The following is a 1,383-nucleotide window of genomic DNA, read 5'->3' on the forward strand; positions in this document are numbered from 1 at the left end:
CCCGGTGCAGTACCAAGACATCGCTGACTGAAAACGGCTCAGGACATCGCTGACAGATTCGACTGCTCGACTGTCGCGGTGCCCTGGAAAGAGCAGCGAGTCATGAGCCAGAAGCTCGAGTTCATCGAGAAGGCCAGCACGCCCGGTGCGAACATCTCGGCGCTCTGCCGCGAGTACGACATCTCGCGCCAGACCGGCCACAAGTGGCTCCGCCGCTTCCACGAGCAGGGCTACGTCGGCCTTTCCGAGCAGAGCCGCCGGCCGGTCTCGAGCCCGCTTGCGACCGGCGAGGACATTGTCGTGGGGATCCTCGAGCTGCGCGACCGCCACTCGACCTGGGGCCCCGACAAGATCGCCCGCGTGCTGGAGCGTACGCTGGGCGAACTCGCGCCGAGCAGGAGCACGGTATCGCGCGTCCTCCAGCGGCTCGGGAAGACACGGCGGAGGCGAACTCGGGTGCGGGTCTGGGGCGTCGAAGGCCGCCCCCGGATCGAGGTGAAGGCGCCGAACGAACTGTGGACGATCGACATCAAGGGGTGGTGGCGGGCGCAGAACGGTGAGAAGTGCGAGCCGCTGACAGTGCGTGACGCCTTCAGCCGGAAGGTCCTCGCTGTCACCTTGCTTGCACGGACCGGTGCGCAGCAGGTCCGGCGCGTCCTGCTGGACGTGTTCGAGCAGCACGGCCTGCCCGCGGCAATGCAGTGCGACAACGGCCCGCCTTTCATCTGCGTCCGTGCCCGCGGTGGGCTGACCCTTCTCTCGGCCTGGCTCATCTCGCTCGGAATCCGGCTCGTGCGATCTCGCCCGGGCTGTCCGCAGGACAACGGCGGCCACGAGCGGATGCACCGCGATCTGAGCGAGCTCGAGCTCCGGCCAGCGCGTACGCGCCGCGCCCAGCAGCGCGCGTGCGACCGCTGGATGGTCGACTTCAACGAGGTCCGCCCGCACGACGCCCTCGGCGGGAAGACGCCGGCGGAGGTATATCGAGACTCCAATCGGCGATCGTTGGCGCCGCTGGTCCCGAGCTACCCGCCCGAGTGGAAGACGAGGCGGGTCTCGAGGAACGGAAACGTCTCCGTCAACGACGACACCGTCTTCGTCAGCTCGGCCCTGGTCGGCCACATCATTGGTCTTCGCCAGGAGGACGCGCTGCGCTGGCACGCGTACTTCTTCGGCGTCGATCTGGGCTCGCTCGAGATCATCCCGTCGCTGGGCGACGTCTACAGCAGCGGCCCTGTCAGCTCACTCGTCAGCCGCGTCAGCCCCGACCCGTCCACCGTCAACGCCTCCGAAGCAGGACCGGAGCCCCGGAAGAAGAAGACCGTAACTGCCTGAAAACCACGCCGACCCTACAGCCAAGTGTCAGCGATGTCTTGACTGGTT

1 protein-coding gene is annotated in these 1,383 nt (G+C 67.2%); it reads left to right on the forward strand.

From position 1 onward, the window contains the following. Positions 1–102: 102 nt before the first annotated feature. Positions 103–1,335 (forward strand): IS481 family transposase, encoded by a 1,233-nt coding sequence (locus tag PSR1_RS23225; RefSeq protein ID WP_059439635.1) that lies wholly within the window; start codon positions 103–105, stop codon positions 1,333–1,335. The last annotated feature ends 48 nt before the right edge of the window (positions 1,336–1,383 follow it).

Origin of the sequence: Anaeromyxobacter sp. PSR-1 (assembly GCF_000964525.1) — a bacterium.
Lineage (GTDB): Bacteria > Myxococcota > Myxococcia > Myxococcales > Anaeromyxobacteraceae > Anaeromyxobacter.